Source organism: Nocardia carnea, from assembly GCF_029869215.1.
Taxonomy (GTDB): domain Bacteria; phylum Actinomycetota; class Actinomycetes; order Mycobacteriales; family Mycobacteriaceae; genus Nocardia; species Nocardia carnea_B.
Genome location: NZ_JARWPM010000176.1, coordinates 1 through 14,502, shown reverse-complemented (window position 1 = coordinate 14,502; position 14,502 = coordinate 1). Strand labels below are relative to the sequence as shown.

12 protein-coding genes and 2 pseudogenes are annotated in these 14,502 nt (G+C 68.0%); 6 read left to right on the top strand and 8 right to left on the bottom strand.

Features of this window, described 5'->3' with window-relative positions:
* The 6 genes and pseudogenes from QH276_RS11970 to QH276_RS11945 form a co-directional block, all read right to left on the bottom strand.
* A pseudogene (locus QH276_RS11970) lies at positions 1-131 on the bottom strand (homoserine O-acetyltransferase MetX); the annotation flags it as partial.
* Between the two features lie 736 nt (positions 132-867).
* Entirely contained in the window at positions 868-1,992 is a 1,125-nt protein-coding gene (locus QH276_RS11965) for an MCE family protein (RefSeq protein ID WP_280399732.1), read from the bottom strand.
* A 311-nt stretch (positions 1,993-2,303) separates the two neighbouring features.
* A complete protein-coding gene (locus QH276_RS11960) occupies positions 2,304-2,789 on the bottom strand; it encodes a glutathione peroxidase (protein WP_280399722.1) in 486 nt (161 codons plus the stop codon).
* On the bottom strand, positions 2,786-4,009 hold the full coding sequence (locus QH276_RS11955; RefSeq protein ID WP_432278659.1) for a cytochrome P450: 1,224 nt from the start codon (positions 4,007-4,009) through the stop codon (positions 2,786-2,788). The genes QH276_RS11960 and QH276_RS11955 overlap by 4 nt, the downstream gene beginning before the upstream one ends.
* A complete protein-coding gene (locus QH276_RS11950) occupies positions 4,009-4,809 on the bottom strand; it encodes an SDR family oxidoreductase (protein WP_280399723.1) in 801 nt (266 codons plus the stop codon). The genes QH276_RS11955 and QH276_RS11950 overlap by 1 nt, the downstream gene beginning before the upstream one ends.
* Complete coding sequence (locus QH276_RS11945) at positions 4,809-6,014, bottom strand: cytochrome P450 (RefSeq protein ID WP_280399724.1); 1,206 nt, start codon at positions 6,012-6,014, stop codon at positions 4,809-4,811. The genes QH276_RS11950 and QH276_RS11945 overlap by 1 nt, the downstream gene beginning before the upstream one ends.
* 310 nt (positions 6,015-6,324) lie before the next feature.
* On the opposite strand from QH276_RS11945, the gene QH276_RS11940 reads away from it, so the two are divergent.
* From QH276_RS11940 to QH276_RS11915, 6 genes and pseudogenes are all read left to right on the top strand, one after another.
* A complete protein-coding gene (locus QH276_RS11940) occupies positions 6,325-7,794 on the top strand; it encodes an aldehyde dehydrogenase (RefSeq protein ID WP_280399725.1) in 1,470 nt (489 codons plus the stop codon).
* Positions 7,795-7,859: 65 nt separating this feature from the next.
* Positions 7,860-8,609 carry an SDR family oxidoreductase gene (locus tag QH276_RS11935; RefSeq protein ID WP_280399726.1) on the top strand — a complete coding sequence of 250 codons (750 nt, stop codon included), beginning with the start codon at positions 7,860-7,862 and terminating at the stop codon, positions 8,607-8,609.
* A pseudogene (locus QH276_RS11930) lies at positions 8,609-9,490 on the top strand (NAD(P)-dependent oxidoreductase); the annotation flags it as partial. The gene QH276_RS11935 and the pseudogene QH276_RS11930, both read left to right, overlap by 1 nt.
* A gap of 206 nt (positions 9,491-9,696) precedes the next feature.
* Entirely contained in the window at positions 9,697-11,163 is a 1,467-nt protein-coding gene (locus QH276_RS11925) for an FAD-dependent oxidoreductase (RefSeq protein WP_280399727.1), read from the top strand.
* Positions 11,164-11,181: 18 nt separating this feature from the next.
* A complete protein-coding gene (locus QH276_RS11920) occupies positions 11,182-11,760 on the top strand; it encodes a TetR/AcrR family transcriptional regulator (protein ID WP_280399728.1) in 579 nt (192 codons plus the stop codon).
* A gap of 30 nt (positions 11,761-11,790) precedes the next feature.
* The gene (locus tag QH276_RS11915) at positions 11,791-12,264 is read left to right on the top strand and encodes a nitroreductase family deazaflavin-dependent oxidoreductase (RefSeq protein ID WP_280399729.1); all 474 of its coding nucleotides are present in this window, start codon (positions 11,791-11,793) and stop codon (positions 12,262-12,264) included.
* A gap of 144 nt (positions 12,265-12,408) precedes the next feature.
* Here the strand turns inward: QH276_RS11915 and QH276_RS11910 are convergent, their stop codons facing one another.
* Positions 12,409-13,020 (bottom strand): MBL fold metallo-hydrolase, encoded by a 612-nt coding sequence (locus tag QH276_RS11910; protein WP_280399730.1) that lies wholly within the window; start codon positions 13,018-13,020, stop codon positions 12,409-12,411.
* A complete protein-coding gene (locus QH276_RS11905) occupies positions 13,017-14,102 on the bottom strand; it encodes an S-(hydroxymethyl)mycothiol dehydrogenase (RefSeq protein ID WP_280399731.1) in 1,086 nt (361 codons plus the stop codon). The genes QH276_RS11910 and QH276_RS11905 overlap by 4 nt, the downstream gene beginning before the upstream one ends.
* Positions 14,103-14,502 lie beyond the last annotated feature (400 nt).

The window sequence follows — 14,502 nt, the reverse complement described above, 5'->3', positions numbered from 1 at the left end:
GCGATACCCATACCGGCCATCGGCGCGCGGCCGGTGCCGTGATAGTCACCGCCCTGCCAGTCGGGGTCGCCGGTGATGGCCGCGATCTGGGTGCTCTGGGTGCCGATCTGGTCCGCGGTGGCGCGCGGGCCGCCCCCGGGGCGGGTAACGCCCGCGGGGCCCTGGGCGGCCCCGGCCGGGGGGGCCGCCGGCGCGGCTGGGGGCGCCGGCGGGCCCGGCGCCGCCGGGTTCGGTTCGCAGCATCTCGTCGACAGCACCGGCGAGGCTGGGTGGATGGGATCTGCCGGCTCCCGGTACCGCGTACTGCGCGGGACCACCGCGAGGCCGAGCGGTATATCGAGCCCTCCTCGGTATACCGCCCGCCCCCTTGGCATCGGCTGCCCGCCCTGCCCCGGAGTGATCCGCGACCATTCCCACCGGCCCGGTGACATCGCTGCGGTCCACGATGAGCGACACTGTGTCCTATGCACTACCGGCCACCGACAGATCTGCCCGTCGAGACACCGTTCGATCCGGTGGCCGGCTCCGGCTCCGTCACCACCTCCGCGCGCCCCCGTACCGGGACGGCAATGCGGGCTCGCCCGGGTCGAGCACGCATGTCGTCGCGTGGGGCGGAGACGGCCCGTTGAGGCGGCACCGTACCGCTCGGGGTCCGCGCAGCCGCCGGCGCGACGAGTTGCGTGCCCCGGCACACCGCCGCCCCACCGTGCACCCGAATCCGGCGGCACTCACCGATAAGCCGTGTGGCGGTGTGATGTGCGTCCGCCCGGGCCCCGGCCAGCCGACGAACGCGCCGGATCTCCGGGCGCCCTGACCCGGGCAGCGCTCGCAACCCGGGTAGCCGTCGCCGGTCTCCCGTCCGGCCACTCAGCGCATACCCGGCATACCGGCGAACAGGACCTCGAACACTGTCGGGTGATTCTGGAAGATCCGGGTCGACGGAATGAACGGATGTACCTCCGAGGTGTCGGTGACCACATAATCCGCGTGGCTGCCTGGCACCCGCTCCACCACGCCGTCGCAGCGCGGCCCGCCGGTCGCGGCGACCTTGGGCAGGTCTTCGGGATAGGCGTAGGCCGGCGCGCCGTACATGAAGCTCGCGTTGAACGAGGCGCCCGGGTTACGGCCGCCGAACAGGTCTTCGGCCAGCGGCATCGCCTTGGCGATACCCCGGATCACGCAGCTCAGCGCCGGTTTGTACTCGTTGAGCAGTTCGCTGGTGGGCCGCAGTAGATCGAGGGCGGTGACCAGGTTCGGTTCGTTCTCCGCCAGGACTGCCCCGGTGGTGTCGGCCAGGCCGATCGTCTCCAGCAGCAACGTATCGAAGTTCTGTTCGTTCTCGGTGAGGGTATGGCTGAGCGCGGTGGCGTTGTCCACGGTGCGTAGCAGGTCGGGCGCGGTATCGGCGTACAGGTTGGTTACCGCGGCGGTGGCCTGGAAATCGTGGCGCAGCGCCGGCATGCTCGGGTTGATCTCCCGCAGCAGGGTGTCGGCATTCACCAGCAGATCGCCGAGCTGCGCGCCGCGGCCCTGCAGGGCGGTGCCGAGTGCGGTGAGGGTGGCGTTGAGCTTCGCCGGCTCGACCATATCGAGCACCTCGGTGAGCCGTTCGAACAGCGTATTGAATTCGACGGTCACCGATTCGCCGCGCAATTCCTGGCCGGGCCGCAATCGGCCCGCCGGATCGGCGGGTTCGACGAAGTTCACGTACTTGGCACCGAATACCGTGGTGGAGCGGATATCCACGAGCGCGTTGCCGGGGACCAGCGGCATCAGGTCGGGGTTCAGATCGAGTTCGAGCCGGACCTGCCCGTTCTCCGATTCGACCGATCCCACGCGGCCGATTTCCGCGCCCCGGAATTTCACCTTGGCGTCGGGGTCCATCACCAGCCCACTGCGCGGGACCACCACGGCGACGTGTTTCTCCGGGGTGAAGCCCCCGAGGAACATGGTCAGTGCGACGACCACGACCAGCACCAGCACCGCGACCATGGCCAGCGCCGCGAGCTTGTACTGCACGGCCGCCCAGATCTTGCGCAGTGTCGTGTGTCGACCGGACCGGTCGGGTATGGGTACCACCACTCACCTGCCTTGCGACGTCCGGCGCCCCGGTGCGCCGAACTGAACCGGATTTATGTCCAGACAGTTGTCCATGTTATGGCTGATTCGACCCGGCCGGTACGGTTTTCGCCGATTGCGTCCGGATTTCGCCGCGGCACGGCATCTTCGCAGGTAGAAAGTGAAAAAGGCCCGCTCACCACCAGGGGTGAACGGGCCTCGATCATAAGCCGTTACGGCATCGGTTACAGCGCTTTCTCGATCGCCGCGACCAGCGTGTCCGCATCCGGCGCGGTGGTCGGGCGGAACCGGCCGGCCACCGTGCCGTCCCGGTTGATCAGGAACTTCTCGAAGTTCCACTGCACATCCCCGGCCGTGCCCTCGGCGTCAGGGGTCTCGACGATCTCCCGGTACAGCGGATGCCGGTCGTCGCCGTTCACATCCGCCTTCTCGAGCAACGGGAAATCAACCCCGTAGGTGGTCGAGCAGAACTGCGCGATCTCCTCGGCGGTGCCCGGCTCCTGGCCCATGAACTGGTTGCACGGGAACCCGACGACACTGAAACCGCGATCGCCGTAGGTGTTCTGCAGTTCCACCAAACCGGTGTACTGCGGTGTCAGACCACATTTCGACGCGACATTGACCAGCAGCACCGCCTTGTCACCCACCAGCTCACCGAGCGTGGTGGCCGAACCCGACAGCGTGTTCACCGGAATATCTCGGACGTTCATTCGTAGCGCACCTGCCAACTCTTGATTCCGTTGATCCACCCCGAGCGCAACCGTACCGGATCGGATACGGATTTCAGGTCGGGCATGGCGTCGGCGATCGCGTTGAACATCAGGTCGATTTCCAGCCGGGCGAGGTTGGCACCCACGCAGTAGTGGGTGCCGGTACCGCCGAATCCGACGTGCGGATTCGGGTCGCGCAGGATGTCGAAAGTGAACGGATTCTCGAAGCCTGCCTCGTCGAAATTGGCCGAGCTGTAGAACAAGCCGAGGCGCTGGCCCTTCTTGATCTCCTGCCCGCCCAGCACATGGTCGGCGGTGGCGGTGCGCTGGAACGCGGTGACCGGGGTGGCCCAGCGGACGATCTCGTCGGGCGCGGTCCGCGGCCGCTGCTCCCGGTAGAGCTGCCACTGCTCGGGGTTGTCCACGAAGGCCTTCATACCGTGCGTGATGGCATTGCGGGTGGTCTCGTTCCCGGCGACCGCGAGCAGGATCACGAAGAAACCGAACTCGTCGGAGGCCAGGCCTTCACCGTCGACATCGGCGTTGACCAGCTGGGTGACGATATCGTCGGCCGGGCAACCGCGACGCTGCTCGGCCATGTTCCAGGCGTAGCCGAGGATCTCCGCGGACGCGACGGTGGGATCGCCGTATTCGGGGTCGTCGTAGTTGAGCATCTGGTTCGACCAATCGAAGACCTTGCGCCGGTCCTCCTGCGGCACCCCGAGCAGTTCGGCGATCGCCTGCAGGGGCAGTTCGCAGGCGACCTGGGTGACGAAATCGCCGCCGCCGGTCTTCTTCGCCTCGTGCACGATCCGGTGCGCCCGCTCGGTGAGAGCATCGCGCAGCCCCTCCACCGCGCGGGGTGTGAAACCCTTGGCGACAATCCGGCGCACCTTCGAATGCTTGGGCGGGTCCATGTTCACCAGCAGGGCGCCGGTGAGCGCCATCTGGTCGGGTGTGATGTCGCCGGGCAACCGGACGATGGAGCCCTTCTGCTGCGACGAGTACAGCTCCGGATTCCGGGACAGTTCCTTGACGTCCTCGAGGGTGCTAACCACCCAGTACCCGCCGTCGTTGAAACCACCGGAGGCCTCGTCGGTCTGGGCGTTCCACCACACCGGCGCCGTCCGGCGCAGCATCGCGAACTCCTCGACCGGGCTGCGCTGCTCCCACAGACCCGGGTCGGTGAAATCGAAACCCGGAGGCAGTGCGGTTGTCATCAGAATTCCTTCCCTTCGTCCGGCAGCGGACGCAGCGGCGCCTCCGGCTGCACCTCGACCAGCACCAGATGAGCTCCGCGCGGCGTACCGACGACCGCCGAGACCGCGCGCGCCAGGTCGCTCGCGCGCAGCATGTACGGGTGCCGCGCCAGGCCCCAGTGCTGCCAGGACTCCAGCAGCGGGCCGATGACCTCCGGGGTGGCATTCATTCCCATACCGGTGGACGTCTGACCGGGCCGCACCAGCGACGCCCGGATACCGGTGCCCTCGAGTTCCATCCGCAACTGTTGCGCCATGGCCTCGACCCCCGCCTTGGCCGCGCTGTAGGCGCCCTGCCAGGGTCGCGGAGTGGGGGCGCAATCGGAGCTGATCAGCACGATATCGCCGCGGCGGCGCGCCAGCATTCCGGGCAGTACGGCATGCGCCATCCGGTGCGCGCCGACCAGATGGATCTGCACCTGATGGGCGAAATCGGCGGGGTCCATATCCTGGATGAGCGAGAACTCGATATCGCCGGCCCCGGAGACCAGGATCTCGGTGGGGCCGATCGCGGCCTCGGCGGCGGCCACGAATTCGTCCACGGACGACTGATCGGTGACATCGAGCCGGTGCGCGAACGCCGTCCCGCCGTCGGCACGGATCTTGCCGGCCAGTTCCTTGAGAATCTCCACCCGGCGCGCGCCGAGCGCCACCGGATGGCCCTGCGCGGCCAGTTCCACCGCGGTGGCCGCGCCGATACCGGACGACGCGCCGGCCACGATGGTGGCCCGCTTCTCGGGATGGGGTTCGAACCGGGGCATTACCGCACCTCCACGGAGATCGGGAGCTTGGCGAAGCCCCGCACATTGCTCGAGTGCACGCGCTCGATACCGTCCTCGCGCACCCGGTAGGACTCGACGCGCGAAGCGAATTCGCGCAGGGCGACCGTGGCCTCCAGCCGGGCCAGATGAGCGCCCAGGCAGAAGTGCACCCCGGCGCCGAAGCTGGCCAGATTGCCCTTCTCGGGTCGGTCCAGGTCGTAGGTGTCACCGTCGTCGAACACCTCGGCGTCGCGGTTGGCCGAACCGATCAGCAGCAGCACCTTCGACCCGGCCGGGATCACCTTGCCGTGGTATTCCAGATCCGTGGTGGCGGTCCGCGCGACCATCTGGCTCGAGGTGTCGTAGCGCAGGGTCTCCTCGACCCAGTCCGAGACGCGTTCCGGGTCCGCGGCGACCTTGGCGTACTGCTCCGGGTTGCGGGCGGCCCAGTACAGCGCGTTGCCGAGCAGTTTGGTGGTGGTCTCGTTACCGGCCACGACCATCAGGAACATGAAGCCGATGATCTCGTCGTCGGTGAGCGAATCGCCGTCGATCTCGGCGTCCAGCAGCGCGGAGGTGAGATCGTCGGTGGGTTTTTCGCGGCGCTCGGCGACCATGTTCGCGTAGTAGACGACCAGGTTCAGCGAGGCCTCGATCGCCGAATCCGGCACATCGGTGACCCCGTCCTCGCGGTGCATGACCATATCGGCCATCCGGCGGATCTCGGCGCGGTCGGCGGCGGGCACGCCCATCATCTCGGAGATGACGTCCATCGGCAGTTTGCCGGCGACCTCCTCGATCCAGTCGAATTCACCGCGTTCCAGGGCCGGTACCAGATATTCGAGGGTCAGCTCGTGGATACGCGCTTCCATATCCGCGACCCGTTTCGGGGTGAAACCCTTGAACACCAGGCGACGCATCCGCATATGCCGCGGATCGTCCATGGCCAGGAACGACATGGTGCGATGGGCGTCCGGGCCCCAGGCGGCGGGGTCGAGGGAGACCCCGTTGGCATTGGAGAGCTGCGTGGCGTTGCGGAACGCGTTGGTCACGTCGGCGTGCCGGGACAGGGCGTAGAAATCGAGCTCGGGGTTGTGATAGAGCGGTGCCTCCGCGCGCAGCCGGGCGTACGTCGGGTACGGGTCCTCGTGAAAGGCGTAGTCGTACGGGTCGAAGGTCACCGGCTCCAACGATGCTGCCGTCATCGGATCCACCTCTGTTTCGATAACGAGTTCTCGCCGGGCGGGACGGGACGATCGCCGAGGGGAGACACATAGCTGGACATGTGTCTGGACGGTACCAGCGGTGGGCCGTTGCGACAATGATCGTACGGGAACAAACCGTTGATCTGCGCGAATACGCCAGGGTCGGAGCCTTGTTCCACCCGGCGCGCGCGGCGCACGCGAGGATCGGGCACGATCAGCGGGGAGGCGCGAGGATAGAACCAGTTCTTGCACGACGAGAAGAGTCCGGACTATATTCCATACACCTGTCCAGACAGTATTGGGGTCTTTCATGAACAGTCTTCTGCCCGGCGACAGCTCCCGACTGCTGATCGGCGGTGGCCTCGTCGCCGGCGGTAACGGCGTGTTCGACAATCTGAACCCGGCGACCGAAGAGGTCATCGGCACTGCGGCCGATGCGGACGCGGCCGATATGAACGCCGCCATCGCCGCCGCGCGTACCGCCTTCGACGAGACCGATTGGTCGCGTGACCACGCTTTCCGGGTGCGCTGCCTGGAACAGTTGCAGACGGCGCTGAAGGCACACGCGGAAGAACTGCGCGAGATCACCGTCGCCGAGGTCGGCGCGCCGATCATGTTCACCAGCGGCCCCCAGCTCGAGGGTCCGATCGAGGATCTGAGCTTCGCCACCCGGCTGGCCGCGGACTACGCATGGGAAACCGAACTGGGCGAGGCCGCGCCGATGGGGATTCGCACCCAGCGGGTGATCCGGCGGGAAGCCGTGGGCGTGGTCGGGGCGATCACACCGTGGAACTTCCCGCACCAGATCAATTTCGCGAAACTGGGTCCGGCGCTGGCCGCGGGCAACACGATCGTGCTCAAACCCGCGCCCGACACCCCTTGGTGCGCGGCGGCGCTCGGCTCGATCATCACCGAAGAGACCGATATCCCGGCCGGGGTGGTCAATATCGTCACCTCTTCCGACCACGCTCTGGGCGCCCAACTCGCCGGTGACCCGCGCGTCGACCTGATCAGTTTCACCGGTTCCACCGGCACCGGCCGCGCCGTGATGGCCTCGGCCGCGGCGAACCTCAAGAAAACCTTCCTCGAGCTGGGCGGTAAATCGGCATTCATCGTCCTCGACGACGCCGACCTGGGCACCGCCGTGAGCTATGCCGGTTTCTCCCTGTGCGTGCACGCCGGCCAGGGCTGCGCCCTGTCCACGCGGCTACTGGTACCGCGCGACCGCTACGCCGAAGCGCTCGAGGCCGCGGCGGCGACCATGGGCGGAATCCGCCCCGGCGATCCCACGAACCCGGGCACGGTGTGCGGCCCGGTGATCTCCGACCGGCAGCGGTCGCGCGTCCTCGGCTATATCGACAGTGCCCGTGCCGACGGCGGCCGGATCGTGACCGGTGGCGGCCGCCCGGCCGACCGGGAACGCGGTTTCTTCGTCGAACCCACCGTGATCGCCGATCTCGACAACAGCGCCAAAGCCGCGCAAGAGGAGATCTTCGGCCCGGTTCTGGTGGTGCTGCCCTACGACGGCGACGACGATGCCATCCGTATCGCCAACGATTCGCCGTACGGCCTGTCGGGCGCGGTCTGGGGTAAGGACCCCGAGCGGATCCGGCGGGTCACCGATGGTGTGCGCACCGGAACGCTCGGCGTCAACGGCGGTATGTGGTACAGCGCCGACGCCCCGTTCGGCGGCTACAAACAGTCCGGTATCGGCCGCGAGATGGGGGTCGCCGGATTCGAGGAGTACCTCGAGACCAAACTCGTCGCCACCGCGCTGTAGCCGCGCGGACCCACCCCGAAAACCCTTCCCACCAGGCTTTATACAGCAGCGAGGAGCTCGATCCCATGGCTCGTTTCACCGGCAGGACCGCCATCGTCACCGGCGCCGCACGCGGTATCGGCGAGGTGTACGCGCAGGCGCTGGCCGCCGAGGGCGCCTCCGTCGTCGTCGCGGACCTGAACGCCGAGGGCGGCAATGCCGTCGCCGAGAAGATCGTCGCCGACGGCGGTACCGCGTCGTTCCATCCGGTCGACGTCTCCGATCCCGAATCGGCCGAGGCGCTCGCCGATTTCACCGTCGAGAAGTACGGCAAGATCGACCACCTGGTGAACAACGCCGCCATCTACGGCGGGATGAAACTCGATCTGCTGCTCACCGTGCCGTGGGACTACTACAAGAAATTCATGTCGGTGAACCTGGACGGCGCACTGGTGATGACCCGCGCCGTCTGGGAGAACATGGCCGCGAACGGTGGCGGCTCGATCGTCAACCAGTCGTCCACGGCCGCCTGGGTGTACAGCGGTTTCTACGGTCTGGCCAAGGTCGGGATCAACGGGCTCACCCAGCAGCTGGCCACCGAACTCGGCGGCTCGAATATCCGGATCAACGCCATCGCCCCGGGCCCCACCGATACCGAGGCCACCAAGACCACCACGCCGGAGAGCATGGTCAAGGATATGGTCAACCGGCTGCCGCTCAAGCGGATGGGGACCCCGGAGGATATGGCCGGGGCACTGCTGTATCTGCTGTCCGACGACGCGAAATGGGTCACCGGCCAGATCTTCTGCGTCGACGGCGGTCAGGTGATCCGGTAATGAGCGCGGATTCCGCCGGCAGCACGCGGGTCGGTTTCATCGGCCTGGGCGATATGGGCGGGCCGATGGCGAAGCAGCTGCTGGACTGGCCCGGCGGGCTCACCGTCTGCGATATGCGGGCCGAGGCCGTGGAACCGTTCACGGCCGCGGGCGCCGAGGCCGCGGCGTCCGCCGCCGAACTCGCCGCGAAATGCGGCGTCATCTGCATCGCCGTGGTGAACGACCGGCAGGTCCGCGCCGTACTCACCGGCGAGAACGGCGTATTGAGCACCGCCGAGCCCGGCACGGTAGTGGCGGTACATTCCACCATCGGCGACGAATCGGCCGTCGAATTCGCCGGGCTGTGCGCCGAACGCGGCGTGGAACTGGTCGACGCACCGATCAGCGGCGGGGCCGCGGGCGCGAACAGTGGACGGCTGGCGGTGATGATCGGCGGTAGCGAGCGCGCCGTGGCCGCGGTGCGGAAACCGTTCGGCTGCTTCGCCGATCTGGTCGTGCACGCGGGTGAGGTCGGGGCCGGGACCCGCATGAAATTGGCCCGAAACCTGCTGCATTTCATCTCGTTCACCGCCGCCACCGAAGCGCAGCGGCTGGCCGAGGCCGCCGGGCTCGATATCACCGCACTCGGCAAAGTGGTCCGCCACTCCGACGCGGTGACCGGCGGGGCGGGTTCGATCATGCTCCGGGATACCACCGCGCCGATCGAGGAGGGGGATTTCTGGCTGCCGATCCTCACCCACGTCCGCGAACTCGGCGAGAAGGACTTGTCCCTGGCGCTGGATCTCGGCAACCGGATCGGTACCGAACTTCCGCTGGCCGAACTCGCACTCGCCCGGTTCGGCGACGGCCTGGGGGTCGGGCAGGGCACGATCTCGGCCGCACGGCAGGGCACGGCTACCGCTGCCGGGCAGGATGCCGCTCAGCGGGACGACGGCACCGCCGGACAGGGACGCCGTGGCACCATCGCCGCGCGCGGTGGCACCACCGCTGCCGGCCCGGACGCTGCGACCGCGGCCGAGCAGCACGAGGTGGCCGCAGCCGGACCGCAGGGCGCTGCGGCACAGAACGACAGTAAGGACTCCGAATAATGGCCGACGCCACCACCCTCCGCCCGCTGGCCGCCGCCGAGGTCACCGAATGGGACCGCACCACCGATGTCCTGGTCGCGGGCTATGGGATCGCCGGGGTCTGCGCCGCCATCGAGGCCGCGCGGGCCGGCGCGCGGGTGCTGATCTTGGAACGCACCAGCGGCTGGGGCGGGGCGGCGGCGCTGGCCGGCGGATTCATCTATCTCGGCGGCGGAACACCGTTGCAGCGTGCGCTGGGCTTCGAGGACAGCCCGGAGAACATGGAGAAATTCATGGTCGCCGCACTGGGTCCGGGCGTGGACCGCGCGAAGATCGCCGACTACTGCCGCGGCAGCGTCGAACACTACGAATGGCTGGTCGCCAACGGGGTGCCGTTCAAAGAGGAGTTCTGGGGCGAACCGGGCTGGGAACCCCCGCACGACGAGGGCCTCATGTATTCGGGCGGCGAGAACGCGGCACCGTTCAACACGGTGGCCGATCCGGCGCCGCGCGGCCACGTCCCGCAGATGAGCAACAAGCGCACCGGTTCCAAGGGCGGCGGCTACATGCTGATGAAACCGCTCGCCGAAACCGCCGAAAAACTCGGGGTGACAGCCGAATACGACACCCGCATCCAGCGGCTTGTCGTCGACGGCGACCGGGTGGTCGGCGTGATCGCCAAACAGTACGGCAAGGAACTGGCCATCCGCGCCGAACGCGGAGTCGTGCTGGCCACCGGTAGTTTCGCCTATCACGACGAGATGATCGAGGGATTCGCGCCGCGGCTCATCGGCCGGCCGGGCGCGGCCATCGAGGAACACGACGGGATCGCCATCCGGGTGGCCCAGGCCCTGGGCGCGGACCTGGCGCATATGGATGCCACCGAGGTCGCGTTCTTCGGCGACCCGCAGATGATGGCGCGCGGCATCCTGGTCAACGGCCGCGGCCAGCGCTACGTCCCCGAGGACACCTATCCCGGCCGGATCGGGCAGATGACGCTGTTCCACCAGGAGAACCAGGCGTATCTGATCATCGGCGAGGCCGCCTACGAGGAAGCGCTGACCACCGAGACCTCCACCCCGTTCTTCCGGCAGCCACCCACGTGGGCCGCGGAAACCATCGCCGAGCTCGAATCCGATATCGGCCTGCCCGAACTCGCCCTGCAGACCACCGTCGAGCTGTACAACAAGCACGCCGCGAACGGCCGGGACCCGCTGCTCGGCAAGAAACCCGAATGGACCAAACCGCTCGAAGGCCCCTTCGCCGCCTTCGATATGCGCGGATTCACCGCGGGTTTCACGCTGGGCGGTTTGCGCACCGACCTGGATTCGCGGGTACTGCACGTCGACGGCCGCCCGATCGCCGGCCTGTTCGCGGCGGGCCGCTGCACCTCGGGGGTCTGCGCGGGCGGGTACGCCAGCGGAACCTCCCTGGGCGACGGCAGCTTCTACGGCCGCCGGGCCGGGATTGCGGCCGCGAAGGCGTGAAACGGTACTGTCGGACACATGTCCGAAGGTGAACCTCTCGTCGTCGAAGCGACCCGTCGCCGCCTGTCTGCGAAACAGGCCGATACGGTCGACAAACTGACGAAGGCGGCGGTGGATGTGCTGACCCGCGAGGGGTTCGCGGGGATGACCATCCGGATGGTCGCCGCCGCGGCCGGGGTCGGTACCGCCACCGCGTACACCTACTTCTCGTCCAAAGAGCATTTGGTCGCCGAGATCTTCTGGCGCCGGCTGGTGGCGGCGCCGTCCCCGGCGAGCGAGGATCCCGACCCCACGGTGCGGGTGGTGGCCGAACTACGGGCCATCGCCATGCTCGTCGCCGACGATCAGGAGGTCGCGGGGGCGGTCACCAGCGCGCTGCTCGGGCGCGACCCCGACGTGGCCCATCTGCGGGCCCGCATCGGCCTGGAGATCCGCACCCGGATCGAACGCGCCCTCGGCCCCGACCCCGATCCCGAGGTTGTGGTCTCCCTCGAACTCGTCTACGCGGGTGCGCTGGTGCGGGCGGGCATGGGGTATGCCTCCTACGCCGATATCGCCGATCTCATCGAGAAATCGGCCCTGTTGATCCTGCGCTGAGCAGCCGAAGAAAGCCTTGGAGTACACCTGATGGATCGCCCCAAACAGCTCGATTCACCCCTGGTTCCCACGATCATCAAGTACATGTCCAAGGTCAACACCTGGGCGTACCGACGCACCGGCGGCCGTATCGGCGGGAACTGGCGCGTCGGCGCGGGTTTCCGCAAACCGGTGCCGACCCTGCTGCTCGAGCACACCGGCCGTAAATCGGGTAAGCGGTTCACCATTCCGCTGCTCTTCCTGCGCGACGGCGCCGATATCGTCATCGTCGCCTCGCAGGGCGGGCTACCCAAGAACCCGCAGTGGTACTACAACCTGGTGGCACAACCGGACACCACGGTCCAGATCGGCAAGGACCGCCTTCCGGTCCGGGCCCGCCTCGCCGACGATGCCGACCGCGACCGCCTGTGGCCGAAACTGCTCGAGTTGTACCCGGATTTCGGCAACTACCAGTCCTGGACCGAACGCAAGATCCCCCTTTTCATCCTGGAACCCCGCAGCTGAAATCGGCGGCCCTCGACGGCGGCCCTCGCGCCGCCCTCGAGGGCTATCGGATGCGCTGCCGGCGTTCCACAGGCAGGTCTGGCCGACGTTCCGACCGCCTATTCCCGCGAGCGCGGGTACGCCCGCGTGAGCCGCACCCTCCCGTCAAGGCGCGGCCGGGACGTTGGCGTGCTCGGCGCCGAGAGTCGTATCCGGCCCGTGCCCGGTGTGTACCACCGTCTCATCCGGAAGCTCGAACAACCGGCCTATGGAGGAGAGGATGGTCGGGTAGTCGGAGTACGAACGCCCGGTCGCGCCGGGGCCGCCTTCGAACAAGGTGTCGCCGCTGAACAGGGCGCCGTTGGCCGGCAGGTGCAGACAGCAGGACCCCGGGGAGTGGCCCGGGGTGTGCAGTACCCGAAGTTCCGCCCCGGCGATCGCGAAGGCCGCGCCGTCGGACAAGGCCTGGTACTCGACACCGGGATGGGTCTGCTGCCAGAGCACATCGTCGGCGGGATGCAGATGGATCGGTGCGCCGGTGGCGGCAGAGAGCGTCGGGGCGACCGTCACGTGATCGTTGTGGGCATGGGTACAGATGATCGCGGTCACCCGGCGGCCTGCCACGGCCTCGAGGATCGGCTGCGCGTCGTGGGCGGCGTCGATGATCAGGACCTCGCTGTCGTCACCGACCAGCCAGATATTGTTCGCCACATCCCAGCAGCCGCCGTCGAGGCAGAACTGTCCCTCGGTGACGACCCGCTCCACCCGCGCGGTCACAGGACCACCACCGAGCGCAGGACGGCGCCGCCGTGCATGGTGGTGAATGCCTGTTCCACCGCGTCGAGGCCGATCCGCTCAGTGACGAACTTGTCCAGCGGCAGCCGGCCCTGCCGGTACAGGTCGATCAGCATGGGGAAATCGCGCTCCGGCAGGCAGTCGCCGTACCAGGAGGACTTCAGGGCGCCGCCGCGGCTGAAGAAATCGATCAGCGGCATCTCGAGTTTCATATCCGGAGTCGGAACCCCGACCAATACCACCGTGCCGGCCAGATCGCGGGCGTAGAACGCCTGCTTCCAGGTTTCCGGCCGGCCGACGGCGTCGATCACCACATCGGCGCCGAAGCCGCCGGTGAGTTCTTGAATCGCCTCGACCGCGTCCGTGGCGGAGGCGTCCACGGTATGGGTGGCGCCGAGTTCGCGTGCCCAGTCGAACTTCCGGGCATCGGTATCCACCGCGATGATGGTGCCCGCCCCGGCCAGCCGGGCACCGGCGATGGCGGCATCGCCCACCCCGCCGCAGCCGAATACCGCCACCGAATCGCCCCGGCCGACATTGCCGGTGTTCACCGCGGCCCCCAACCCGGCCATCACCCCGCAGCCGAGCAACCCGGCCACCGCGGGATCCGTTTCCGGATCCACCTTGGTGCACTGCCCTTCGTGCACCAGCGTCTTGTCGGCGAACGCCCCGATGCCGAGCGCGGGGGTGAGCTCGGTGCCGTCCTCCAGCGTCATCGGCACGCTCGCATTGAAGGTGTCGAAGCAATACCAGGGCCGGCCACGTTTACAGGCCCGGCACTGCCCGCAGACCGCGCGCCAGTTCAGGACCACGAAATCGCCCGGCTCGACGTGGGTCACCGCCGAACCCACCGTTTCCACCACACCGGCGGCCTCGTGACCGAGCAGGAACGGGAACTCGTCGTTGATACCGCCTTCGCGGTAGGTGAGGTCGGTATGGCACACCCCGCAGGCCTGGATCTTCACCACCACATCGCGCGGCCCGGGGTCGGGTATGACGATCGGGACGAGTTCGACCGGGGCACCGGAACTACGGGCGATTACACCTCGAACCTGCTGGGGCACTGCGTCTCCTCTCGGGGCGGTCGTGCGCTGTTCCGCATACGAGCGGTGGCCTGCGTTCGCCTACGGCCCGGCTCGCGCATGCGGTGATGCACGTTGCCGCATACGTTAGCCGCCCGCGGGAGCTGTTGCGTACGTCCCGTCCGGCCGGGGGGCGTACACACCAGAGGTCACCGCCACCCCGAGCGCGGGGGGGCGGGGGGCGCCCCCCCCCCCCCCCCCCCCGCCGCGGCCCACCCCCACAAAAACCCACACCCCCCCCGGGGGGGGGGAAAAGACGGGCCGGGTCATCTGCGACCTCTTCAATGTCATCTCCGACAGAATCCGCGAATGTATCCGGACGGCCTGCGAAAAGCTCAAAGACATGATTGTGTCGATGGTCGAATTCCGCAGCGTCAAGGAT